Raw genomic sequence first — 23,181 nt, 5'->3', positions numbered from 1 at the left:
GGGATGTGCGGGATCTCGGCCGGGCTCATAGCGAGCCGGCGGCTTCGGGGTCAACTTGGTCGCGCCCCTACGCTCGCGCAACGTCTTGGACAAGCAAGCCCGGCGGAAAACAGGCCGGACCCGCACTCATTCACGCCTGGAGTGGAATATCATGCTGCGCGAGCGCATCACCGCCGAGATGAAGGACGCCATGAAGGCCGGCGAGAAGCAGAAGCTCTCGACGGTGCGCATGATTCAGGCCGCGCTCAAGGACAAGGACATCGAGGCCCGCGGCCTCGGCAAGAGCCAGACCAGCGACGAGGACATCCTCGCCCTGCTCCAGAAGATGATCAAGCAGCGCCAGGAGGCGGCGGGCGTCTACGAGCAGGGCGGACGGCCCGAACTCGCCGAGACCGAGCGGGCGGAAGCCCAGATCATTCAGACCTTCCTGCCGCAGCAGCTCGACGAGGCCGAAACCAAGGCCGCGATCGCGGACGCCATCGCCGAGACCGGCGCGGCGAGCCCTAAGGATATGGGCAAGGTGATCGCCGCCCTGAAGGCCAAGTATACCGGCCGCATGGATTTCGGCCGGGCGAGCGGGCTGGTGAAGGACGCCCTCGCCGGCAAGTAGGCCGGCCCGTTAGGCCGGCCCGGCGTCGATCCGCATCCGGAAGATGGCGTAGGGCGGGTCCTGCCGATCGGTGCCGCCGTTGTGCTCCGGCCGGCGATTCGCCTGGGCGGCGGAGAGGTAGAGCCAGCCGTCCGGGGTGATCCAGAACGTGTCGGGCCAGACCAGGCGCGGATCGCGGGCCAGAACCTCGATCCGCCCCTCCGAGTCGCGCCGGCCGATGGCGTTGAATTCCTGAAGGCTCAGGTAGATCCGGTCGCGGGAATCGGCGGCGAGCCCGCCGGTCAGACCCTTCTCGCCGAGATCGCGCACGGTCGCGGCGACCGCCGCCTCGTCCTTGGCGGAATCCAGCAGGGCGGCGGTGTCCACCGCGTAGAGGCGGCGGCTCATCAACGGCGTGTAGTAGAGGCGCGCCCCGTCGGGGCTCAGTGCGATGCCGTTGGCGCCGCCCTGGATGGGGCTGGTGGAGCCATCGGCCTTGCGTTTGAGAAGAACGCGGCCTTCGATGATCTTCACCGTGCCCTCGACCGACTGCGTGCTGGCATGACCGGCGAGTCGGCGCTGGGCCCGGCCGCTGGCCAGGTCGACGGCGATCAGCGCCCCCTGTCCGTCCTGCCCCTGATCCGTGACATAGGCCACGTCGCGGCCCGGCCGGGCATCGACCCGCAAGTCGTTCAGCGACGATGTCTTGGTCACGACACCCTGCAGCGGGATCGTCCGCACGATCGCGTTCGTCGCGAGATCGATGCAGACGAGCTTGGCCGCACCCTGGACCGGCTCGCCGGAGGACGCCATCAAGCCGGCATCGAGAAGCCACAACCGGCCGCGGGCATCGACGACGCCGTTGGGCACATGGAACAGGCGTTCCTCCGCCCGGTCCGGATCCGGGCGATTGGTCGCCTCATTCGGATAGGGAACGACGCGGCCATCGGGCAAGACCTCGCCCGCGGTGAAGACCGTCCGCTCGTCGAAGCGCGGCATGAACAGGAACATGCGCCCATCGGGCGCGAGCGTCAGCCCCGTCGGCGTCGTCGGCGCGCGGGCGGCGACGGCGAGTTCGAGAGGACCAGCTCCTGGCTCGGCCAGGGTTGGACGCAAGCCGGCAAGATTCGCGGCGAAGAGCCCCGCCGCGCCGCCGAGGAGATGGCGCCGTTGCATGTCTGTCATCCCGTCATCTTTCAGCGGCTGTTTGATTGATTGATCCCATCACTCCCCTCATCCTGAGGTGCCGCGTCAGCGGCCTCGAAGGAGGGCTCCACCCAGCCTCGCGATCCCTGGATCCCTCCTTCGAGGCTCCGCTCCGCTACGCACCACAGGATGAGGGGGTTTGGTGGGAAACCCACCTCGATGACTGTCTCGATCACGACGCCGACCGGAGGCCCTCACCCCCGAAGCCCCGCGCCGCGCACCCGCGTCTCGACAGCCAGGACCTTCGGACCGGCACAGATGTACAACCGGCGCCCATCCGGGCCACCGAAGGCGATGTTGGCGCAGGGGCCGTCCGTGGGAATCCGGCCAACGGGCGAGCCATCGGCGTTCCAGATCCGTACCCCGTCGCCGGTCCCGGCATAGACCCGACCGTCGGAATCGACTTTCAGGCCGTCCGGAATGCCGTTCTCCACGCGGGCGAAGACGCGCTCATTCGACAATCGGCCGTCCGAGACGTCGAGGGCGTGGATGGTCCGCGGCGCCGAGCCGTCCGGCCTCTTGCCGGCCTCGGCGACGTAGAGGATGCGTTCGTCGGGCGAGAAGGCGAGGCCGTTGGGCTCGTGGAAATTGGTCGCGACGGCGGTGAGCGTGCCATCCGGCGCGAGGCGGTAGACGAAGCTCCCGGCCTGCTCGGAGGCACGGGGCTCGCCCTCCGAGGGAACCGAGATGCCGAAGGTCGGGTCGGTGAACCACACGGCCCCGTCGGTTGCCACGACCACGTCGTTCGGCGAATTGAGCCGACCCGTGCCGTGGCGCTCGGCCAGCACCGTGAATGCGCCGTCGGCCTCCGCCCGCACCACCCGCCCGGTGCGGTGCTGACAGGTGATGAGGCGGCCTTGAGCGTCGAGGGTGTTGCCGTTGGCGTTCTCGGACGGATCGCGAAAGGGCTCTGGACGTCCGCCATCGGGAATGCGGATCATCCGGTTGCGGCGCACGTCGCTGAAGACGAGGCTGTTCAGAGCCGGAATCCAGACCGGTCCCTCGCACCATTGTCCTTCGGCATAGAGGGTCTCGACCCGCGCGTCCGGATCGATCACGACGGAGAGCGCGTTCCCGGCCCGGGCAGCGAGCGGGGCCAGCAGCGCGAGGCCGAGAAGGGGCCGTCGAGTGAGGCCGCGAGCGGGGGAGGCACGGTGATTCATCGGCCGGCCAACGCACCGACGTGGCGAAGGCTCCGTTAAGATGCCTACGTTAGCGTGAGTCCCCACGCCGGAGGGCATCCGCGGTCGGCCATCGAAAAAGAGATCCGTGCGCTATCCGCCCCACATCCTCGAAGAGATTCGCACGCGGCTGCCCGCCTCCGACGTCGTCGGGCGACGGGTGCGGCTGAAGAAGGCCGGCCGCGAATGGCGCGGTCTCTCGCCGTTCAACGCGGAGAAGTCGCCGAGCTTCTACGTGAACGACCAAAAGCAGTTCTACCACTGCTTCTCGTCCGGCAAGCACGGCGACATCTTCACCTTCCTGATGGAGACGGAGGGCGTCACCTTCCCCGAGGCGGTCGAGCGCTTGGCGAGCGAGGCGGGCGTCACCTTGCCGAAGATGACCGTCGAGAGCGAACGGGCCGAGGCCCGCCGCACCGGCGCCCTGGAAATCATGGAACTCGCCGCCCTCTATTTCGAGGAGCAGCTGCGCGGCCCGAACGGCAGTGAGGCCCGGGCCTATCTCGACCGGCGCGGTCTCGGCGAGGCGACGCGCAAACAATTCCGGCTGGGCTATGCCGGCGGCGCCCGCTACGGCCTGCGCGACCATCTCGCCGCCAAGGGCATCGAGCGCGACGTGATGCTGGAACTGGGACTGCTCGCGACAGCCGAGGGCGTCGCCGTTCCCTACGACAAGTTCCGCGACCGGGTGATGTTTCCGATCCGCGACGTGCGCGGCCGGGTCGTCGCCTTCGGCGGCCGGGCGATGCAGGCCGAGGCCAAGGCGAAGTACATGAATTCGCCGGAGACGCCGCTCTTCCACAAGGGGCGGATGCTCTACAACCTCGACCTGGCCCGCAAGGCCGCCCATGACCGCTCGCGCATCGTCGCGGTGGAGGGCTATGTCGATGTGATCGCCATGACGCTGGCGGGCTTTCCCGAGACGGTGGCGCCGCTCGGCACCGCGCTCACCGAGGATCAGCTCGCCCTGCTCTGGCGTCACGCCGACGAGCCGATCCTCTGCTTCGACGGCGACGGGGCCGGGCAGCGCGCCGCCTTCCGGGCGCTGGATGTCGCCCTGCCGATGCTGGAGCCCGGCAAGTCGCTGCGTGTCGCCATGCTGCCGCAGGGCCAGGACCCGGACGATCTCGCCCGCTCGGGCGGCGCTTCGGCGATCGACACGGTGCTCGCAAGCGCGCAACCCCTCGTTGATGTGCTGTGGGCGCGCGAGACCGAGGCCGGCCCCCTCGACACCCCGGAGCGGCGCGCCGGCCTCGCCAAGACGCTGCGCGAGGCGGTGGCCGGCATCCGTGACGAGACGGTGCGCCGCTTCTACCGCGACGAGATCGCGGAACGGCTGCGCGGGCTCTCGGGCGGACGGCCCGAGCGCTCCGAGGGCGGATACGCCACCGCGTCACGCCCGCCCCGTGCCGCTCCATTCCAGCGACGTCCGCGCCCCGGTGATCCACCGCCCTCGCCGCGCATCGTCACCGGCTTCAATCCGCTGCTCAAGGTGACGGCCCCGGCACCGGTGCAGGGCGGGCGGGCGGCCAAGCGCGAGGCCATGATCGTCGCGAGCCTCCTGGCCCACCCGGAGCTTCTCGGGATCGAGGAGGAGGCGCTGGCCGCGCTCGAACTCGTCAATCCGGATGCGCAGGTCCTGCGCAACCTGCTGCTCGACCGGGCGGCGGAGGTCGAGGCGCTGGAGCCGGAACTGCTCGAGGCGCGCCTTCGCCGCTCCGGACTGGAGGAGGCGCATGCCCGGCTCGCCGCCTTGGTCAATCCCGGAGACCGCTGGATGCTCGACCCGCACGCCGATCCGCAGCGCTTGGAACATACCCTGCATCAAGCCGTGATCTTGCACCGGCAGTCGGGAGCGCTACATAGCGAACTTCACCAAGCCGAACGCGCCCTTGCCGAGGATGGGTCCGAGGCCAACTTCGCGTGGCTATGCGACGTGCAGCAGCAACTCGCGGTGATCGCCGCGGCCGAAGCGGAAGCGGAGGTTGCTCGGGAGGAATGATTTCGCGTCAGCGTGGCCCAACTGCGACGGCAGTGAATTGGCCGTTATGGTTAACGGTCGGTCAAGGGGCGCCGAGGTAGAGCGAGAACAACGAGAATCGGCGCGGGCACTCGACAAGCGCGCCATTCCCCTACATTGCGACGGGTCTTCGCGGGAAGCGCGCGGGCTGCGGCCCGGCCGCCGCCACGAGAACAATAGGCTGAGCATGGCAACGAAGGCAACCGAGCGGGACGATGCGGACGCCGCTCAGGAGCAACCGACGGACGGCCCGCTCCTCGACCTGACGGATGCCGCGGTCAAGCGGATGGTGAAGCTCGCCAAGAAGCGCGGCTACGTCACCTACGAGGAGATCAACGAGGTCCTTCCGGACGGTCAGGTCGACGGCGACCAAATCGAGGACGTCCTCGCGCAGCTCGACGACATGGGCATCCGGGTCGTCGAGGCCGAGGAATCCGAAGAGACCGCGACCGAGGCGAAGGCCAACGGCGAGGCCAGCGAGGACGAAGAGGCGTCCGAGGGGGGCGAGGTCGCCGAGACCACGACCGCCCGGGCGGTCGCCGTCGCCACGCCCACCACCAAGGAGCCGACCGACCGCACGGATGATCCCGTGCGCATGTACCTGCGCGAGATGGGCTCGGTGGAGCTCCTGTCCCGCGAGGGCGAAATCGCCATCGCCAAGCGCATCGAGGCCGGCCGCGAGGCGATGATCGCGGGCCTGTGCGAGAGCCCGCTCACCTTCCAGGCGATCATCATTTGGCGCGACGAGCTCGTCGACGGCAAGGTGCTCCTGCGCGACATCATCGACCTCGAAGCGACCTATGCCGGCCCGGATGCCCGCGGCGCGCCGCAGGAAGCCGAGGAGAGCGAGGAATCCGAGGATGGCGACGGTCCCGTCCCGCCGGAAGGCGGCGACGACGAGGACGACATGGAGAACAACGTGTCGCTTGCGGCCATGGAGGCCGAGATCAAGCCGCGTGTCCTCGAGACCTTCGACAACATCGCCTCGAACTACCGCAAGCTGCGCAAGCTGCAGAACGAAGAGACCGAGCTCAAGACCTCCGGCGGCTCGCCGACGGCCGCTCAGGGCAAGAAGCAGGCGGAACTGAAGGACATCGTCGTCACCGACGTGAAGTCGCTGTCGCTCAACGCCAACCGCATCGAGGCCCTGGTCGAGCAGCTCTACGACATCAACAAGCGCCTCATCAGCCACGAGGGCCGCCTGATGCGCGCCGCCGAGAGCCACGGCGTCGCCCGCGACGAGTTCCTCCGCCACTATCAGGGCTGGGAGCTCGACCCGAACTGGATGCAGCGCGTCGGCACGCTCGGCGGCAAGGGCTGGAAGAACTTCGTCGAGAAGGGCGGCCGGCAGGTCGCGGATCTGCGCGAGCAGATTCTCACGCTCGCTTCCGAGACGGGGCTCCAGATCGGCGAGTACCGCAAGATCGTCGCGATGGTCCAGAAGGGCGAGCGCGAGGCGCGCCAGGCCAAGAAGGAGATGATCGAGGCCAACCTCCGCCTCGTGATCTCCATCGCCAAGAAGTATACCAACCGCGGCCTTCAGTTCCTGGACTTGATCCAGGAGGGCAACATCGGCCTGATGAAGGCGGTCGATAAGTTCGAGTATCGCCGCGGCTACAAGTTCTCGACCTACGCCACGTGGTGGATCCGGCAGGCGATCACCCGTTCGATCGCCGACCAAGCGCGCACCATCCGTATCCCGGTGCACATGATCGAGACGATCAACAAGATCGTCCGGACATCGCGCCAGATGCTGCACGAGATCGGCCGCGAGCCGACGCCCGAGGAGCTGGCCGAGAAGCTGGCCATGCCCCTGGAAAAGGTGCGGAAGGTCCTGAAGATCGCCAAGGAGCCGATCTCCCTCGAAACGCCCATCGGCGACGAGGAGGATTCGCATCTCGGCGACTTCATCGAGGACAAGAACGTCGTTCTGCCGATAGATGCGGCGATCCAGTCGAACCTGCGCGAGACCACGACCCGCGTTCTGGCCTCGCTGACCCCGCGCGAGGAGCGCGTTCTGCGGATGCGCTTCGGCATCGGCATGAACACCGACCACACCCTCGAAGAGGTCGGCCAGCAATTCTCGGTGACCCGCGAGCGTATCCGTCAGATCGAGGCGAAGGCGTTACGCAAGCTCAAGCACCCGAGTCGGTCGCGCAAGCTGCGCAGCTTCCTCGACAACTGAGCCGGAGAGGCGGAAACGATCCGCCCCGAGCTTGACGACATCACGTAAACGGCCGCTTTCGGGCGGCCGTTTTTGTTCGCGAACCATGCCGCCCCTTGGATTCACGGGACGCGACGAACCGACAGAATCATGCCCCGAGCCGTGTTCGGCCCCTCACTAGAAGCGTGACGCCGATCGGGCCGCGCCGCGCTTCGCAATGCGTTCCGCCCAAAGGTTCCCGTCCCGTCACAAAAAACCCAGACTTCCCGGGCATCCCGGAACCACCGCGGCCGGGGACGCCAGAATCACCGGCCGGCTCGATTTGGGGGTTTGCCGGATGACGTTCGACGACGCGCGCGACGACTTCTCGCGGCTGCATCGGCAGTTCACGCTGCATCTCGGCGTGGCGGTGGGGCTGTCCTGGCTGACGGCGCTGTACGCAGCGGCCAATGCGCCCTGGGTACGCAACATCCGGGCGCTGATCGACCCTGCCGGCCCGCTCCGGGTCGAGAGCACGCTCTCCTACCTGTTCATCCTGCCGGCCGTGCTGACCTTCGCCTGGGCCTCCGCCTATTTCGGCCGCGAGACCATGCGCCGCTTCCAGACCCTGCCGAACCAGACGCTCGAATTCGCCGCCGCGGCGGCCGTCGCCTTCGGCGTGTTCTACCTGTCGATCGACCGAGCCGTCGCGGTTCTGCTGGCCGGCTTCTGACAAGCGGTCGCCACGGGCCGGAGGACGAGTCCCGGCGTTCGCGAACAATCGCTGCGGTCACGAAACCTCGCCGGCCGGCCCGGATTCGGTCACGGGACGGTCGGCTCGATAGGCTCGCTCAGGTGCCGCACGCGCTCGGTGCCGAGCAAGTGGACGAGACGCCGCTCGGCCTCGGCATCGGCAGCGACGATCATGCCGCCGCAGACGCTGCCGCGACCGGTGAAGGCGTAGCGCAGCACCGGAGCGGCCTTCCACCCGCCGGAGCCCGCGGCGACGAAGCCCTGCATCCGCCCCGGCCGATCGCTGCGCCCGATCACCACGTCCATCCCGCCCCCCTGCCCCGTCACCGTCCAGGCGCGAAGATCGAGGCGTCCGCCCGCCTGCCGGACGAGGGCGCGGTGCGGACCGGACAGGGCGACGAGGGTATCGGGGGGCAGGTGCAACAATCCCTCGAACGAGATCGACCGTCCCGCTGCGCCGCGCCGCACGAAGCGATCGAGCACGGCCAGTCCGGCCAGATCATCGAGGACGAGAAAGAGACGGGCATGGGCATATTCGGGCCCGTGCAGGTTGCTGGCGAAGGCCAGCAGCTGTGCCCCGTCGAGATCCACACGCGCCGTGAACCAAGCACGCCCGGCGACAGGTTCGCGCCCATCGGGGCGCGCGACGTTGTGGGCTCGTGACGAGAGCAGATAGTGGCGCATGGCGCCCGTCTCCGTCCCCTCCCCGCCGCCATCCACGATCCAGCGCAGACCGCCCGTCGCGAAGGTGAAGGAGGTGCCGTCGCGGTGGCCCAGAGCCGATTGTCCGCTGTGCAGACAGGCGAACTGCGCCCAACCCCGCTCCGGTGCGTCGTAGCGCAACGTCGAGATCCCTGAGGCCTCCGGCTCGGGAACAACCTCGCCACGGGCGACGACGAGCGCGCCGACATCGGGGCGACGGGTCAGCCGCGTCACCCAGCCGCCCAGGTCGTGGGGACTCGCGCCGTCGCCGAAGGACGGCAACCGCCCGCCAGGATCGACCAGCCGGGCGAGGCCGGGAAGGGCCGCCGTGACGCGGGCAGCGATCATCGGACCGGGCGAATCGTCCCCGAGGGCCTCCGCGACCGTGCGTCCGTGACTCAGCAGATAGAGGCGAGTCTGGAGCGCGGGATCGGCAAACGCACCGTCGCGGCCGACCATCGCCCCGAATCCCTGTTCGAGACTGCGCCTGGCCAGGGTCTCCCAGAAGGAGGCGAAGGGGAAGGACGGGAGCGCCCGGGCGAGAACCAGAAGGGCGGCCGACGCCTGGATGCCGGTGAGGCTGCGGGCCAGGGTGTTCTGACCGACGATCTCAGCCAGGGCGAAGCCGTGCCGTGCCGCCTCGGCCGTGATCACAGCGCGCTCCGCGCCCTCCCCATCGAGCAGATTCGCCAGAACCTCCGCGCGCGGCGCGAGGGCCGCCGGATGCAGGCTGAGGGGATCGCTCGGCTGCCCCCAGGGATTGGCCGCCGACCACGAGGCGGCGAGCGCGCCAGCGCGTTCCCTCCCCTGCGGCAGGGCGGCGAGGGGCAGAAGCCATGAGAGGGATTGATAGGCCAGCCGCCAAGCCACCGAGCGGAACGGGTCCTCCCGCCAGTTCTGGCCCTCGGGCAGGGTCCAGACCGGCAGGCCGGCCAGCTCGAGCGCCACGCCCCCCGTCGGATCGATCCGGGCACCGCGATCCGTCCCGGCCCTCAGGGCACGGGCACCGGCCAGGGGCGCGATCACGCCTCCGCTTGCGACCGGAGGCACCCAGTCGGCGATCGCCGTTCCCGGCAGACCGAGGCGCTCGGCGAGGCGGGCGAGGAAGGCTGGCGCGTCGAGAACATCGTCGGCGCACAGGCTCTCCAGGCGAAAATCGTTCTCCAGCGCGATTTCGGGCTCGGCGAGCAATTCGGCACCGTTCGGGCGTGGCGCGTCTTCCCAGGGACCGAAATCGAGATCGACGAACGCGGCGCCGCTGGGCGGGCGGAGCGCCAGGGTGAAGCGCCGCGCCTGCGGCACGGCCGACAGGTTCACGACCGCTCCCAGTCCCGGAACCGAGACCGTACCGGGATAGGGCGGTGCGATCTGCGCGCCCGCATGGTCGCGGTAGACGAGCTTGACCCGCGCGGCGTGCTCATCCGGCTCCGGTGCGTAGATCTGGCCACGCAGCACGAGGCCGACCGCGTCGGGTAGGGCGAAACGTAAGGTGACCGGGCTCTCGTCGAGGATCCACTGCCGCGGCGGCGGGCCGGGATCGGGCCGGCCGACGAGGATGACCGGGTCGGACAGGATGATGGGTGCCGTGTTGCGCCAGGACCGTACCGTCAGAGCGAGAGCGCGGGCCTGTTCCGGCATCCGGAAGCCGATGCGCACCGGACGGTCCGTGAGATCGGGCCCCGGAATCCAGGCGACGTGCGGATCGAGCAGGCTGCGCACCAGCCCCGGCACGTGGTCGAGATCGAGGCTCGATCCATCCCCCGCCAGGAAGTCGAAGCCGATCGCGACAGCGTCGGCCACGAGGCCCGCCGCCTCGTCCTCGTCGAAGGCGAGATCAAAGCGAAGGCAGCACCAAGCTCCGGGCCGAAGATCCTCGAAGTCGAGTACGACGCGGGCGAACCGGTGGTTCGGCGTGATGAGGTGCAGGCCGGGATGCTCGCCCTGCCCCGCCCCACCGGCATAGCGGACAGCGCCCGGCGCGCGGACCGGTACCGCCCCTGGCCCGCCATCGCCCTGCGGCTCCCGTTCCTCGTCGCGCCTGCTCATGGCTGCAGGCGCACCGGGCAGCCCTCACCTGTCAAGCCGAGAGCCAGCCTCGTGCAAGATTACCGACCTAAACCCCACAGGAGACGGGGAAGGTTTCACTTTCCCTCCACCAATCGAAGGGGCCGTTTGAGGATGGGGGCGTTGCCATGACGACGGGCGTCTACCTATTCGACCTTGCCTCGCAGCACGCGCGCTACCTCGCGGTGCGGCAGGCCACCATCGCGGGCAATGTCGCCAACGCGAACACCTCGGGCTTCAAGGCGCGGGATGTGGTGCCGTTCTCCCAGGTGCTGGCCCGAACCGGGCTCGACCTGTCCGCCACGTCGCGCACTCATCTCGCGCAGCAGAGCGACCGGATTCCGTTCCGGACCCAGCCCGCCGGCGACTGGGACGTGCTCGCCACGTCGAGCAGCGTGAGCCTGGAGCAGGAGATGCTCAAGGGCGGCGAGGTCGCCCGGCAGAGCAACCTCGACAATGCGGTGGTCAAGTCGTTCCACCGCATGCTGATGACCGCCGTACGGAGCGGGTGATGATCGACCCTCTGCTCTCCGCCTCCCGGCTCGCCGTGGCCGGGCTCCAGGCCCAGTCGATGCGCATGCGCGTCGTCTCGGAGAACCTCGCCAACGCGCAATCGACCGGCGAGACGCCGGGCGCCGATCCCTATGCCCGCAAGACCGTGACGTTCCGGGCCGAGCTCGACCGGGCTGCCGGCTTCGCCTCGGTGCGTCTCTCGCAGATCGGCACCGACAAGACGCCGTTCCGCACGGAGCACGACCCGGCGAATCCCGCCGCCGACGAGGACGGCAACGTCAAGCTGCCCAACGTCAACATGCTCGTCGAGATGGCGGACATGCGGGAGGCCAACCGCTCCTACGAGGCGAACCTCCAAGTCATCAAGCAGGCCCGCGCGATGGTCGCGGGCGTCATCGATCTCCTCAAATCCTGAGAGCCAGCACGATGATCGAGGCACTCACCTCGCTATCGGCCTTCGACAAGGTCGCCGGCACCGCCTTCTCCGAAACCGCGCCGGTCCAGCGGGCGGCGCTGCCAGTCCAGGCCGCGGCGCCGGCGGGGGCCGAGTTCGGCGACGTCATGGCCCAGTTCGCCGCCCAGGCGCGCGACGCCCTGCGGCTGGGTGAGGCCACCTCCATCGCCGGCATCCAGGGCCACGCCACGGCGCAGCAGGTGGTCGAGGCGGTGATGTCCGCCGAGCAGAGCCTCCAGACCGTCGTGGCGATCCGCGACAAGGTCGTGGCCGCCTATCTTGAACTCAGCCGCATGCCGATCTGAGGAGACCCAAGACCATGCGCGCTCTCGCCATCGCCGCCACGGGCATGTCGGCCCAGCAGCTCAATCTCGAAGTCATCGCGAACAACATCGCGAACCTCAACACCACCGGCTACAAGGGCGCGCGGGCCGAATTCACCGACCTGCTCTACCAAGCCGAACGCCAGCAGGGCGCGCCGAACCAAGCCGGCCAGGAGGCCGTGCCCGAGGGTGCGATGCTGGGGCTCGGTGTGCGTGCGGCCGCGATCCGCAACCTCCACCGGCAAGGTCAGCTCGCCAATACCGGCAATCAATTCGACCTGGCGGTGAACGGGCGCGGCTATTTCCAGATCACCAGTCCGAGCGGCGAAATTCACTACACCCGCGCCGGCTCGTTCAACAAGAACAGCGCCGGCCAGCTGGTGACGATCGAGGGTTACGCGGTCGATCCGGTCATCCTGATCCCGCCGAACACCTCTCAAGTGACGATCAACGAATCGGGTCAGGTCTTCGCCAAGGTCGATGGGCAGGTGGCTCTGCAGAATATCGGCCAGCTCACCCTCGCCAATTTCGCCAATGAATCCGGCCTGGAACCTCTGGGCACCGGCCTCTACCGCGAGACGCCCGCCTCCGGCGCGCCGGTCGTCGGCAATCCCGGCGATGTCAGCTACGGCCGCCTGCACCAGGGCTATCTCGAGGGCTCGAACGTCGATCCGGTGAAGGAGATCACCAACCTGATCACGGCCCAGCGCGCCTTCGAGATGAACTCCAAGGTGATCCAGGCCGCCGACGAGATGGCCGGCACCGTCTCGAAGGGCATCCGCTGACGCGCGCGTCGCGCCCGCCCCTCCCCTGCTCCCGTCTCGGCGCGTTCCCCATGGCCCGCACGCTTCTCGCCCGCTGCCTTCTCCTGCCGTTCCTCGCCGTGGCTTTGTCCGTGGGCGCCACCGGGCAGACCCTTGCCGCCGAGGAGATGGCCGCCGCCGAGATCGAGCTGCCGGTGCCGGTGGTGACGATCTACGCGGGCGACATGATCAAGGATTCGATGCTGCGGATGCGCGCCTATCCGTCGACCTTCCGGGCGCGCTCGGCGGTGATCGACGCTCCGAAGGCGATCATCGGGCGGCAGGCCCGGCGGATGCTGCTGCCGGGCGAACCGGTGCCGGTCAACGCGGTCGACGATCCCCGCCTCGTGAGCCGCGGCACCCCGACCCAGATGGTGTTCGAGGAGAACGGCCTCGTCATCACCACCGTCGGCGCGCCGCTCCAGAATGGCGGGCTCGGCGAGACGATCCGGGTGCGCAACACCGACACCAATCGCATCGTTCTCGGCACCGTGATGGCGGACGGCCGCATCAAGATCGGCGCGCAGTGATGACACCCCGCCTGCCGAACCGCGTCCTCCTTGCCATCCTGCTCGGGCTCATCACAGGGCTCGGCTTCGCGCTGATCGCCGGTCCCGCCCGGGCCGCGGGCACGCGCATCAAGGACATCGCCACGCTGAAGGGCGTGCGCGACAATCAGCTCTTCGGCTACGGCCTTGTCACCGGTCTCCAGGGCACTGGCGACACCCTGCGCAACGCGCAATTCACCGAGCAGTCGCTGCAATCGCTCCTCGATCGGCTCGGCATCAATGTGCGCGACGCGCGGCTGCGCACCCGCAACATCGCCGCCGTGATGGTGACGGCGGATCTGCCGCCCTATACCGGCACCGGCTCGCGGATCGACGTGACCGTCACCTCCATGGGTGACGCGACCTCGCTCAAGGGCGGCACCCTGCTGATGACGCCGCTCACCGGCGGCGACGGCCTCGTCTACGCGGCGGCGCAGGGGCCGCTCGCGGTCTCGGGCTTCACCGTGCAGGGGCAGGCCGAGCAACTGACCCAGGGCGTGCCGACGGCCGGGCGCATTCCCAACGGTGCCCTGATCGAGCGGGAAGTGCCCGGCACGTTCCGCGATCTGCCCGAACTCGTCTTCGAGTTGAAGAATCCCGACTTCAAGACCGCGACGCAGATTGCGGACGCGATCAACACGTGGTCGCTCGGCGCCTTCCGGCGCCGCATCGCCTCGGCCCGCGACCAGCGCTCCGTCGTCGTGATGCGCGGGCGCCAGATGGCCCAGACCCGGCTGGTCGCCGAGATCGGTGATCTCACGATTCAGCCCGACACTCCCGCCCGCGTCGTCGTCGACCAACGCACCGGCACGGTCGTGATCGGCCGCAACGTGCAGATCTCCACCGTCGCGGTCACCCACGGCAATCTCACCGTGCGGGTCACAGAATCGCCCGAAGTGTCCCAGCCCGCGCCCTTCTCCAACGGCCAGACGGTGGTGGTGCCGCGCACCGAAGTCGCCGCCCAGGAGCAGATGGGCAAGCTCGCCATCCTCGGCGGCTCCGATCTTCAGACCCTGGTTCGGGGACTCAACCAAGTCGGGCTGAAGCCCTCCGACATCATCGCGATCCTGCAGGCGGTGAAGACCGCCGGCGCCCTGCAGGCGGAGCTGGTCGTCCAATGAGCCGCCGCGCGCGCAATCTCATCGTCGGGCTCGTCCTCGGCCTCGTTCCCGCCGGCGCCGCATCGGCGGCCGGCGGTGAGAGCAGTGATGCCGCGAAGGAGGCCGCCCTCAAGGCGCTCGCGATCCGCGACGCGCCCAAGGACGTCTCGGCTCAGGACTTCGTCGCCAAGGAGCCGGCGAAATCCGGCTATTGCGCCAATATCGCCGACGCCGCTGCCGATTCCCGCTTCGCTTGGCAGAAGGAGCAGCTCGCCGCGCTCGAACGTCAGGTCGAGGAGCGCATCAAGGCGCTGGAGGAGAAGCGGGCCGAGTACGAAGCGTGGCTCAAGCGACGCAACGAGTTCCTGGCCAAGGCCGACGAGAGCGTGGTCGCCGTCTACGCCAAGATGCGACCCGACGCGGCGGCGCTGCAGTTCGCCAACATGTCCGAGGAATCGGCCGCCGCCCTTCTCACCAAGCTCAATGCCCGCACCGCCAGCGCCATCCTCGCGGAGATGGAGGCATCCCGCGCGGCGAGCCTCGCCCGCAAGATGACCGAGACCGGTCGCCGGGACGCCCCGGCCGGGGACACCCCGGAGCCGGCGAAGAAGAAGAACGAGAGGTCGTGATGCGTGGCTTTCGTACGGCCTTTGCGAGCCTGCTGACGCTGGGCCTCGGCGCCTGCCAGAGCGATCTCGACCGCCTCGGTCGTCCGCCCGTCCTGACGCCGATCGGCACCGGCCTCAACGCCCCGCGGGAGCCGCTGCCGACCGCCTTCGGCGCCTATGGCCGCCGCCACGGCTACCATTCCACGTGGTCGCCCGCGAGCGCGGAGCTGTACCAGGATCCGCGCGCGCGCAATGTCGGCGACGTCATCACGGTCGCCATCGCGATCAACGACAAGGCGCAGTTCGACAACGCGACCGAGCGCGAGCGCAGCCAGAAAAGCTTCCTGGGCTTCGATTTCGGTTACGGCGTCTCGGGGCTGAAGGATTCGGCCACCGCCGATACCGGCATCCGCTCCGGCACCTCGACCAAGGGCCAGGGCAATATCGACCGCAAGGAATCGCTCAGCCTCTCGGTTGCGGCGGTCGTCACCGAAGTATTGCCCAACGGCAATGCGGTGATTTCCGGCTCGCAGGAGGTGCGGGTCAACAACGAGGTCCGCGTGCTCAACGTCGCCGGCATCGTCCGTCCGCGCGACATCTCCCGCCGGAACACCATCGATTACGACAAGATCGCCGAGGCCCGAATCTCTTACGGGGGGCGTGGCCGCATCACCGACGTGCAGAGCCCCACCGTCGGCCAGCAGATCTTCGAAACCGTGACGCCGTTCTGACGGCAGGGCGAGCGACGGCCCGCCCCAACCGAACATGCCGGGCTGCGCCGCCCGTCGCGTGCGGTCGGGAGGCTGGAACCTCACGGACAGCGTGAAACCCAACGGAAGAAAGTCATGGCCGAGGACAAGGACGGCGCGAAGAAGGGCGGCCTGGGTTGGATCGGGGCGCTCGCCCTGGTCACGCTGGTCGCCATCGGCACGGGGGGCGGGCTCGGCATGTATCTGCTCGGCACCGTCGAGAAATCCGTCGACCTCAAGAAGCGTGAAGAGGCCGACAAGGCGGTCAAGGTGCTGAATTACACGGGCGATCTCAGTCTGCGCAGCGTCGGCTCCGCGGTGACCAATCTCGCCGAGCCCGCCGATGCCTGGGTGCGGATCGAATCGTCCATCGTGTTCAAGACCGGCGCCCTGCCCAATCCCGAGGTCACCATCGCCGAGATTCGCGCCGACGCGATCGCCTATCTGCGCACCATGTCCCTGGCCCAGATCGAGGGCGCGAACGGACTCCAGCATCTCCGCGAGGATCTGAACGAGCGCGTCGCCATCCGCACCAAGGGCTTGGTGCGCGAACTCATCGTCGAATCGCTGGTGATTCAGTGAGCGCGATCATGGCAGCCGCCTGCCCGAAGAACGGATCTTCGCCGACGCGAGCGGGATTTCAGCGGCTCGGCCGTTCCATCCCAACGGTCTTCGGTGCCTTCGGCATCGTCGGCCTCACCGCCACCGCCGCCCTCGCGCAAGGTTCCGCCCCCGCCGGGGTCACCGGCGTGCCGGGGCTCGACGCGCTGCTGCCCCCCGGCAACGGGGCGGCGAGCGGGCGCATCATTCAGCTCGTCGCGCTGCTGACCGTCCTGTCGCTGGCGCCGGGCCTGCTCGTGATGGTGACGAGCTTCACGCGCTTCGCCGTGGCCTTCTCGTTCCTGCGCTCGGGCCTCGGCCTCCAGAGCACACCGGCCAACCTCTTCCTCGTGTCGCTGGCCCTGTTCATGACGTTCTACGTCATGGCCCCGACCTTCGACCGCGCCTGGAACGAAGGGGTGAAGCCGCTGCAGGAGAATCGCATCGGCGAAGAGGAAGCTTTGGCCAAGATCGTCGAGCCGTTCCGCGAGTTCATGACCCAGCACGTGCGGCCGAAGGATCTCCAAACCTTCACCGATCTCGCCAGCCGCAACTTTCCCAAGGCGGAAGCGGGGGACAAAATCGATCTGCGCATCCTGATCCCGGCCTTCATGATCTCCGAATTGCGCCGCGGCTTCGAGATCGGCTTCCTGATCGTGCTGCCCTTCCTCGTCATCGACATCATCGTCTCCACCATCGTGATGTCGATGGGCATGATGATGCTGCCGCCGACGGTGATCTCACTGCCGTTCAAGGTGCTGTTCTTCATCTTGATCGACGGGTGGAATCTGCTGGTCAGCGGGCTGGTGCGGTCGTTCTTCTGACAGTTCGCCCCACCTCTAAGAGATGGGCCGCCGTGCCGTATGGCGGCAGCGCTGCACGATGTTGGCGACATCGGTCACGACGTAATCGATCAGGTAGGGGTAGGGGACGAGATAGATTCGACGTACCCCGGCGACCGACGTCCTGACCCCGAGTTGCGGATGTTCTCGAAGACGCTGGACGAGATGTGTAAGCCGTGCCTCGATATTCGCCGCACCTTGCGGCGAGCGGGCCTGGACATAAGTGAGCGCCGCGCCGACCTGCTGGAGCGCCCGCGCCTGGAAGCGCAGGTCGCGCGTCGAAGAACTCACCCGCGATACTTGGCGAATACGGCCTCGACAGCCGCGGTGTCAGCGAACTCGCTGCGCTCCATCTCACCTCGCGCTTCGAGAAAATCGGCCTCTTCCTCGGGCGTCAGCACGAGGACCGCCTTATCCTCACCGGCATAGGCGAGGACGAGGCTAGCGATCTCGTCCTGCATATAGGCCGGGAGAGATCGAGCTCGGTCCATGGCCTGTTCCAGCCGCTTGGTCATTCCCCGACCTCCTGCACCGTGCGCGAGAGCGACTTTGGCGAATATCGCAATTTAGAGCGCGCGCCTGACCGGTGTCGATAGACGTAGCTTTCCGTGTCGCCTGATCGGCCACCCCGCCACGGCAACGACCCGCGCAACCCCCGCGCAAGACTGACCGGCAAGATGGTCATCGGACCAAGGATCAGGTCCGGTTCGGGATGGCCCAGAATGCCCGGTCGCGAGCAAGCCGAGAGATTGTGGACCAACATCGTCGATCTCGGCGCGAGGCGGTTGATCGCCCTCGGGCTGGTCGGCCTGCTGGTGTTCCTGGGCGTCGGCGTCGGCGCCTATTACCTGAGCCGTCCGGCGCAGGAGACGCTTTATACGGGCCTTTCGCGTGAGGATGTCGGCCGGATCGGCGCCGTGCTGAAGGACAACGGCGTTCCGTTCGACGTGTCCTCCGACGGCTCGGCGGTGCTGGTGTCCTACGGGCACACCGCGCAGGCGCGGATGCTGCTCGCCGAGAAGGGCCTGCCGCAGAGTTCGAAATCCGGCTACGAGCTGTTCAACGATCTCGGCTCGCTGGGCATGACCTCCTTCATGCAGGAGGTGACACGGGTGCGTGCCCTCGAAGGCGAGATCGCCCGCACCATTCAGGGCATGAAGGGCGTGCGCGCCGCCCGCGTCCACTTGGTTCTGCCCGATCGCGGCTCGTTCCGCCGCGATCAACAACCGGCTTCGGCCTCCGTGGTGGTGCGTACAGAGCCCGCCGACGACGTGTCCGGCGCGCAGGCGATCCGCCATCTCGTCGCCTCGGCGATCCCCGGCATGAAGCCCGACCGCGTCACCGTGATCGGCTCGGAAGGCTCGGTGCTGCTCGCCGGCGACGATGCCAGCACGGCCCCCACCGGCAAGATGGCGACCCTGGAGAAATCCGTCAGCCGCGAGATGCAGGACAATATCCGCCGCACGCTCGCCCCCTATCTCGGCGTCGGAAACTTCGAGGTCAGCGTCGCGACCCAGCTCAACACCGACAAGACCTCGACCAACGAGACGATCTACAATCCTGATCAGCGCGTCGAGCGCTCGGTCCGCTCCGTCCGCGAGAGCGAGAACGCGCAGAACCGCGCCAGCCAGCGCCCGACCAGCGCCCAGGAGAACCTGCCCGATCAGCGGACCCGTTCGGACGGCAACGACCAGTCGAGCAATGAGAGCTCGAAGAAGGAAGATCTCACCAATTACGAGATCTCACAGAAGACGGTTCAGACGGTGAGCGACGGCTACGCGATCCGACGCCTGTCGGTCGCCGTGCTGGTCAACCGCTCGCGGCTCACCGCCCTCGCCGGCCCCGACGACAAGACGGCTCTGGAGAAACAGATCGCCGAGATCGAGGAACTGGTGGGCTCGGCCGCGGGCTTCAGCAAGGAGCGGGGCGACACGATCAAGGTGGCGGCCGTCGGCTTCGTGAATGACGGTCAGCCGCTGGAACCGCTGCCCCCGCTCTCCATCAGCGACGTGCTGATGAAGCAATCGGGCACGCTCATCAACGCCGTCACCATCCTCGTCGTCGCGGCCCTGTTGATCTGGTTTGGCCTGCGGCCCGCCCTGCGCTCGATTCTCGCCGTGCCGGAGGCACAGCAGGCGGAGATCGCCGCGCTCGCCGCCCCTGAGGCCGCGCCGGCCCTCGCCGCGACACCCGGATCTGCCGAGGGAGCCACCGCCCTCGCGGCACCGGCGGCGACGAATGCCGCCGAGGCGCAGAAGCTGCCCGCTCCGGGCGTCGCCGGCATGATCGGCGAGTTCGAGGACAAGATGGCCCGCTCGCCGCAGAAGCGGTTGGAGCAGCTGATCGACATCGACGAGGAGCAGGTCGCGGCCGTCCTCAAGCGCTGGCTCATGCGTGAGGAGCCGGCGTGATGCCCACGATGCTGTCGAGACTCCTTCCGGACTTCGCCGAGGCGCCTCCTCCCGTCGCGACCGCCGCGCCGAATTTCGATCGGCACTGGTTCCGCCCGACCCGACGGGCCGGAAGACCGGTGGAGGCCGACGCCGCGACGGTGCCCGACGCACCCGAGGCCGACATCGCGGGCTTCACACCGGTGAGCATCCTCTCCGGTTCGGCTTGGCAGGTCGAGGATCGGGCGGTGCTGATCGCTGCGGCCGAGGCGCGGGGTCGCGAGGCCGGCCGGGCCGAAGCCGAGGCTGAGGCTGAGACACGGATCGCCGCCGAGCGCGTCGCTTTCGAGGAGCGCCTCGCGGGCGCCCGCCGCGACTGGGCCGAGGCCGAGGGGGCGGCCCTCGCCCGCAAGCTGAATGCGGCCTTCGCCGAACTCGACGCGACGCTGTCCCAGCGCGTCGCCCGGCTTCTCGCTCCCGTCCTCACCGATGCCCTGCGGCGACAGGCGATCGACGCCCTGTCTGCGGCGGTGACGCGCCTGCTCGCCGAGCCGCAGCCGTCGGCGATCGCCATCACCGGTCCCGAAGATCTCATCGCGGCCTTATCCGGGCGGCTCTCCGGCCTGTCCGCAGCCATCGCCTTCACGGCCGCCGATGTCGCCGAGGTGACGGTATGCGCGGGCGAGACCGTGATCGAGACCGAGCTTTCGGCCTGGGGTCGACTGATCGCGGCGGCCGTGGCGGAGGCGTGAGGTGACCGAGCGCGTACCCGAGATCGTCATCGTCAAGCGCAACGGCGACCAGGAGGACGGCCATCATGGGGGCGCATGGAAGATCGCCCTAGCCGATTTTATGACGGCGATGATGGCCCTGTTCCTGGTGATGTGGCTGATCAACTCGACCAGCAAGGAGCAGAGGCAGACCATTGCCGAGTATTTCAATCCGGTGAAGCTCGCGGAGGTCACGCATGACCGCAAGGGCCTCAACGACCCGCAGAACGTGCCGAACGATCAGGCCCCGGAGGGCAGAGGCACGGGGGGCGAAACGGGTGAAGGCAGCAGCGAGGCGGCGCGGGGCAAGCCCGATGCGGCCGGTGCGCCGGGCAGCCGAGGCCGCGAGTCAGCCCTGTTCCAGGACCCCTACGCCGTGCTCGCCAAGCTCGCCGCGGAAGCCGACGCGGCCTTGGAAGCGGCGAGTGCCGATGCCTCCCTCTTCGAAGCCGGCCGGCCCGGTATGGCGGGCGGCGAGACCGGTCGCGACCCGTTCGACCCGCTCTACTGGCAGGTGGCGGCGCTGCCGCGACGGCGCACCGAGGCGCCCGGCCCCCTCGACACCGCCGTTGCCGCACCCTCCGAGGCCCGCCTCGACGCCAGAGCGCAGTCCGGTGGGACGGCGCCCAAGGTGGATCGACGCGACAGTGCCAAAGATCCGTCGAACGAGGCCGCACAGCAGAGCCTGCGGGAGGCGATGAAGCTGGCGGGTGTCCGACTGGCTTCCGTCGAGGCTCCGCCCGCTGGCAAGGATGCCATTGCCAAGGAGCCTGACCCGAAACCGGCCGAAGGACCGGCGCCGGCGAGCGTCCCAGCGGCAACCGCCGTCCTGCCCGAAATGCCCGCCCCGGATGCGGATCAGGGTGGTCGCCCCGAGATCAAGCCGGCTGCGATGAACGAGCCGGCCAAGGCGGAAAATGCGGCCAAGGCAGCCGAGACGGCCGCGGTTGCGGCACTGAAGGCCGAAATCGCGAGAGCGGTGCAGCCTCTGGCTCTGGGAAGCCCGGCGCCGAATGTCGAGGTGCGCCGCATAGGGGAGGGCATCCTCATCAGCATCACCGACGCCATTCAATTCAGCATGTTCGGGATCGGCTCCGCCGAACCGAGCCCGAAGGTCGTGAAGGCCTTGGAGCGCATCGCCAAGCTCCTGAGCCAGCGCCCCGGCCGCATCGTCGTGCGCGGCCATACCGATGGGCGACCCTTCAAGTCGGAGACGTACGACAATTGGCGGCTGTCCTCGGCCCGTGCCCAGATGGCCGCCTACATGCTCATCCGCGGCGGCGTCGATGACGGACGGATCGAGCGTGTGGAGGGTCATGCCGACCGCCTGCCCCGGATCGCCGGCGATCTGAAGGCCGCGGAGAACCGCCGGATCGAGATCCTGCTGCGGGGATCACCGGAATGAACCGGCTTCGCGTGTCGGCAGGACGGATCGGCGTCTCCCTCTGTCTCACTGTCTGCCTCACTTTTCCCGCCGTTGCGGCGGACGAGAACAATGGACAGGCCGCGCCACCTGCCGAAGCCGCCGCTTCGGCCGATTCCCATGGCAGTCCCACGGGACCGACCAACGTGATCGAGCCGCTGCCGGTGATGCCGCACGGATTGCCGGTGGAACTGGTGCGAACCCTTCAGCTCCTGCAGGATCGCATCGCCCGCGGCTCGACCCAGGCGCATCTCGCCCAGCGCCAGTTGCTCACGCATATCGAGCGGAAGCTGATCGAGTGCGAACCCGAGACCTGGGCCGACGTCGCGAATCTGCGTGCCGCGGTCGCCTTCGGTCTGGCCGGCGGCGGCCCCGGCGTGCTCCGCCACATCCTCGCGACCGGTCAGGTGACGGAGGCTGAGACGCCGCTGGCCCAGGGCGCTTTGGCCTATCTCGAAGGCCGGGAGAAGGACGCGCGCGCGAAGCTCGGGGGGATCGATGCCCGCACGATGCCCGCAAGCCTTTCCGGCCAGCTCGCGCTGACACAATCCGCGCTGCTGGTGCGCGACGCGCCGGTCCGCTCGCTGGAGCTTCTCGACCTGGCTCGCCTGCTGGCACCGGGGACCCTCGTCGAGGAAGGCGCGTTGCGCCGCCAGATCTTCGTCGTGGCGCAGGGGGGAAGCGCGGCGCGCTTCGAGGCGCTGTCGATCCAGTATCTGCGGCGGTTCCGCCGCTCGGTCTATGCCGGCAATTTCCGCCAGCGCTTCGCCGCAGCCCTGACCCGGCTCAATTTCGACAGTGACCGGACGCGCGTCGCGAGCCTGGAGCGGATGCTCGAGGAGATCGAGCCCGAGAGCCGGCGTGACCTCTACCTGCTGGTGGCGCGGGCCGCGCTCGAACAGGGCCGCCGAGAGACTGCTCTCTTCGCCGCCGAGCGCGCCGCCGGTCTCGCCGGGTCCGACATCCACGCCGCCGCCCAAGCCCGACTCTACCGAGGGGCCGCGCTGATCGTGGCCGAGGGCCGGTTCGAGGAGGGCCGCGAGGCCCTGCGCGGCCTCGACCGTGCGGCCCTGGCGGCTGGCGATCTAGAGCTACTCGACGCCGCCCTCTCCGCCGCCAATCAGATCCGCGGCCCGCTGCCGAGTGTCGTCGAACCGCCGGCCACCGAAGCCCCACCCCGCCGCGCCGTGCCGGAACCGCCGGCCATCGGCCGGGCCCGGGACGCCCTGGCCCGCGCCGAACGCGCCCTCGCCCCCTGAGGCCACGAGAACCCAACTCGGACCCGACCTCTCGGCAGACGGTGGACTGCTCCCACGTGATGACCTCCCTGGATCCTCTCTCCCTGCTGCGTCCGAAGCCCGACCCTGGCCGTTCGCCCGCCGGCGATGAGGCCGGAGAGC

The 23,181-nt window shown here is 68.7% G+C and carries 23 protein-coding genes; 18 read left to right on the top strand and 5 right to left on the bottom strand.

The window, feature by feature from the left end:
- Window positions 1-151 precede the first annotated feature (151 nt).
- The gene (locus OWC43_RS01835) at window positions 152-610 is read left to right on the top strand and encodes a GatB/YqeY domain-containing protein (RefSeq protein WP_137829341.1); all 459 of its coding nucleotides are present in this window, start codon (window positions 152-154) and stop codon (window positions 608-610) included.
- A 9-nt stretch (window positions 611-619) separates the two neighbouring features.
- Here OWC43_RS01835 and OWC43_RS01830 read toward each other — a convergent pair whose 3' ends face one another.
- Both OWC43_RS01830 and OWC43_RS01825 read right to left on the bottom strand, forming a co-directional pair.
- Window positions 620-1,774, bottom strand: a complete 1,155-nt coding sequence (locus OWC43_RS01830) for an L-dopachrome tautomerase-related protein (RefSeq protein ID WP_393955478.1) — start codon at window positions 1,772-1,774, stop codon at window positions 620-622.
- A gap of 215 nt (window positions 1,775-1,989) precedes the next feature.
- Entirely contained in the window at window positions 1,990-2,958 is a 969-nt protein-coding gene (locus OWC43_RS01825) for an SMP-30/gluconolactonase/LRE family protein (RefSeq protein ID WP_393955477.1), read from the bottom strand.
- A 106-nt stretch (window positions 2,959-3,064) separates the two neighbouring features.
- On the opposite strand from OWC43_RS01825, the gene dnaG reads away from it, so the two are divergent.
- The 3 genes from dnaG (at window position 3,065) to OWC43_RS01810 (ending at window position 7,872) form a co-directional block, all read left to right on the top strand.
- Window positions 3,065-4,978 (top strand): DNA primase, encoded by a 1,914-nt coding sequence (gene dnaG, locus OWC43_RS01820; RefSeq protein WP_393955476.1) that lies wholly within the window; start codon window positions 3,065-3,067, stop codon window positions 4,976-4,978.
- Window positions 4,979-5,183: 205 nt separating this feature from the next.
- Window positions 5,184-7,181 (top strand): RNA polymerase sigma factor RpoD, encoded by a 1,998-nt coding sequence (rpoD, locus tag OWC43_RS01815; protein ID WP_137829345.1) that lies wholly within the window; start codon window positions 5,184-5,186, stop codon window positions 7,179-7,181.
- Between the two features lie 316 nt (window positions 7,182-7,497).
- Complete coding sequence (locus OWC43_RS01810; RefSeq protein WP_137829346.1) at window positions 7,498-7,872, top strand: hypothetical protein; 375 nt, start codon at window positions 7,498-7,500, stop codon at window positions 7,870-7,872.
- 89 nt (window positions 7,873-7,961) lie between these two features.
- On the opposite strand, the gene OWC43_RS01805 is transcribed toward OWC43_RS01810, so the two are convergent.
- Window positions 7,962-10,640: a heparinase II/III family protein gene (locus OWC43_RS01805; RefSeq protein WP_393955475.1), complete on the bottom strand. Its 2,679-nt coding sequence runs from the start codon at window positions 10,638-10,640 to the stop codon at window positions 7,962-7,964.
- A gap of 146 nt (window positions 10,641-10,786) precedes the next feature.
- Here OWC43_RS01805 and flgB point away from each other — a divergent pair, with 146 nt between their 5' ends.
- The 10 genes from flgB to fliP all read left to right on the top strand — a co-directional run bounded on the left by flgB (window position 10,787) and on the right by fliP (window position 17,180).
- The gene (gene flgB / locus OWC43_RS01800) at window positions 10,787-11,170 is read left to right on the top strand and encodes a flagellar basal body rod protein FlgB (protein ID WP_137831281.1); all 384 of its coding nucleotides are present in this window, start codon (window positions 10,787-10,789) and stop codon (window positions 11,168-11,170) included.
- Window positions 11,170-11,586 (top strand): flagellar basal body rod protein FlgC, encoded by a 417-nt coding sequence (flgC, locus tag OWC43_RS01795; RefSeq protein WP_137831282.1) that lies wholly within the window; start codon window positions 11,170-11,172, stop codon window positions 11,584-11,586. Before flgB ends, flgC begins: the two co-directional genes overlap by 1 nt.
- 11 nt (window positions 11,587-11,597) lie before the next feature.
- A complete protein-coding gene (locus OWC43_RS01790) occupies window positions 11,598-11,930 on the top strand; it encodes a flagellar hook-basal body complex protein FliE (RefSeq protein WP_393955474.1) in 333 nt (110 codons plus the stop codon).
- 14 nt (window positions 11,931-11,944) lie between these two features.
- Window positions 11,945-12,733, top strand: a complete 789-nt coding sequence (gene flgG / locus OWC43_RS01785; protein ID WP_393955473.1) for a flagellar basal-body rod protein FlgG — start codon at window positions 11,945-11,947, stop codon at window positions 12,731-12,733.
- Window positions 12,734-12,783: 50 nt separating this feature from the next.
- Window positions 12,784-13,281 carry a flagellar basal body P-ring formation chaperone FlgA gene (flgA, locus tag OWC43_RS01780; RefSeq protein ID WP_393955472.1) on the top strand — a complete coding sequence of 166 codons (498 nt, stop codon included), beginning with the start codon at window positions 12,784-12,786 and terminating at the stop codon, window positions 13,279-13,281.
- A gap of 11 nt (window positions 13,282-13,292) precedes the next feature.
- Window positions 13,293-14,420, top strand: coding sequence for a flagellar basal body P-ring protein FlgI (flgI, locus tag OWC43_RS01775; RefSeq protein ID WP_171015574.1), 1,128 nt, complete (start codon window positions 13,293-13,295; stop codon window positions 14,418-14,420).
- The gene (locus OWC43_RS01770; RefSeq protein ID WP_393955471.1) at window positions 14,417-15,028 is read left to right on the top strand and encodes a MotE family protein; all 612 of its coding nucleotides are present in this window, start codon (window positions 14,417-14,419) and stop codon (window positions 15,026-15,028) included. The genes flgI and OWC43_RS01770 overlap by 4 nt, the downstream gene beginning before the upstream one ends.
- Window positions 15,028-15,738, top strand: a complete 711-nt coding sequence (gene flgH, locus OWC43_RS01765; protein ID WP_393955470.1) for a flagellar basal body L-ring protein FlgH — start codon at window positions 15,028-15,030, stop codon at window positions 15,736-15,738. Before OWC43_RS01770 ends, flgH begins: the two co-directional genes overlap by 1 nt.
- Window positions 15,739-15,852: 114 nt before the next feature.
- A complete protein-coding gene (locus OWC43_RS01760) occupies window positions 15,853-16,338 on the top strand; it encodes a flagellar basal body-associated FliL family protein (protein WP_137831289.1) in 486 nt (161 codons plus the stop codon).
- A 77-nt stretch (window positions 16,339-16,415) separates the two neighbouring features.
- Window positions 16,416-17,180: a flagellar type III secretion system pore protein FliP gene (gene fliP / locus OWC43_RS01755; protein WP_393958469.1), complete on the top strand. Its 765-nt coding sequence runs from the start codon at window positions 16,416-16,418 to the stop codon at window positions 17,178-17,180.
- Window positions 17,181-17,195: 15 nt separating this feature from the next.
- On the opposite strand, the gene OWC43_RS01750 is transcribed toward fliP, so the two are convergent.
- On the bottom strand, window positions 17,196-17,489 hold the full coding sequence (locus tag OWC43_RS01750) for a type II toxin-antitoxin system RelE/ParE family toxin (RefSeq protein ID WP_393955469.1): 294 nt from the start codon (window positions 17,487-17,489) through the stop codon (window positions 17,196-17,198).
- Window positions 17,486-17,713, bottom strand: coding sequence for a hypothetical protein (locus OWC43_RS01745; protein WP_393955468.1), 228 nt, complete (start codon window positions 17,711-17,713; stop codon window positions 17,486-17,488). The genes OWC43_RS01750 and OWC43_RS01745 overlap by 4 nt, the downstream gene beginning before the upstream one ends.
- Before the next feature lie 207 nt (window positions 17,714-17,920).
- Between OWC43_RS01745 and fliF the strand changes: the two genes are divergently transcribed.
- Genes fliF through OWC43_RS01725 form a run of 4 tightly spaced genes read left to right on the top strand, consistent with a single transcriptional unit; the run spans window position 17,921 to window position 23,040 of the window.
- Window positions 17,921-19,609, top strand: coding sequence for a flagellar basal-body MS-ring/collar protein FliF (gene fliF / locus OWC43_RS01740; protein ID WP_393955467.1), 1,689 nt, complete (start codon window positions 17,921-17,923; stop codon window positions 19,607-19,609).
- Between the two features lie 8 nt (window positions 19,610-19,617).
- Entirely contained in the window at window positions 19,618-20,340 is a 723-nt protein-coding gene (locus tag OWC43_RS01735; RefSeq protein ID WP_393955466.1) for a hypothetical protein, read from the top strand.
- 1 nt (window position 20,341) lies between these two features.
- Window positions 20,342-21,763: a MotB family protein gene (locus OWC43_RS01730; protein ID WP_393955465.1), complete on the top strand. Its 1,422-nt coding sequence runs from the start codon at window positions 20,342-20,344 to the stop codon at window positions 21,761-21,763.
- Window positions 21,760-23,040, top strand: coding sequence for a chemotaxis protein MotC (locus tag OWC43_RS01725; RefSeq protein WP_393955464.1), 1,281 nt, complete (start codon window positions 21,760-21,762; stop codon window positions 23,038-23,040). Before OWC43_RS01730 ends, OWC43_RS01725 begins: the two co-directional genes overlap by 4 nt.
- Window positions 23,041-23,181: the final 141 nt, after the last annotated feature.

The sequence above is a fragment of the Methylorubrum sp. POS3 genome, assembly GCF_043352485.1.
GTDB lineage: Bacteria > Pseudomonadota > Alphaproteobacteria > Rhizobiales > Beijerinckiaceae > Methylobacterium > Methylobacterium suomiense.
This window is presented reverse-complemented; position numbering and strand designations above follow the sequence as displayed.